1 protein-coding gene is annotated in these 251 nt (G+C 53.4%); it reads right to left on the bottom strand.

Annotation, left to right across the window (positions count from 1 at the left end; all coding sequences use genetic code 11):
• Positions 1-212: hypothetical protein (locus tag ASG75_RS16710; RefSeq protein WP_235580231.1), on the bottom strand; the 212-nt coding region annotated here is incomplete at its 3' end.
• Between the last annotated feature and the right edge of the window lie 39 nt (positions 213-251).

Here is a 251-nt window from a genome sequence, read left to right as displayed (position 1 = left end):
CCGTCCTGCTCTAACGTCTCCTTGCGATTAAATACATGCGGGTCGGCTTGTAGTAACAGGGATATTTGACGAAGGCTTATGCCAAGAGTTGCCTGTGATTGCGAATCCAGCGCTTGCGCATGTGCAGCAAGTTGTAGGTTGGCATTGCGCTCGGCGCTCCATGCGTTTTGGGAGAGCGAAAGCGCAACGAGGATGACTAAGAAAGCACGCATATGGAAGACCTAACGCTGGAGTTAAGCGGCGGCGAAGCC

This window comes from Rhodanobacter sp. Soil772, assembly GCF_001428385.1.
In the GTDB taxonomy this organism is placed as follows: Bacteria; Pseudomonadota; Gammaproteobacteria; order Xanthomonadales; family Rhodanobacteraceae; genus Rhodanobacter.
This window is presented reverse-complemented; position numbering and strand designations above follow the sequence as displayed.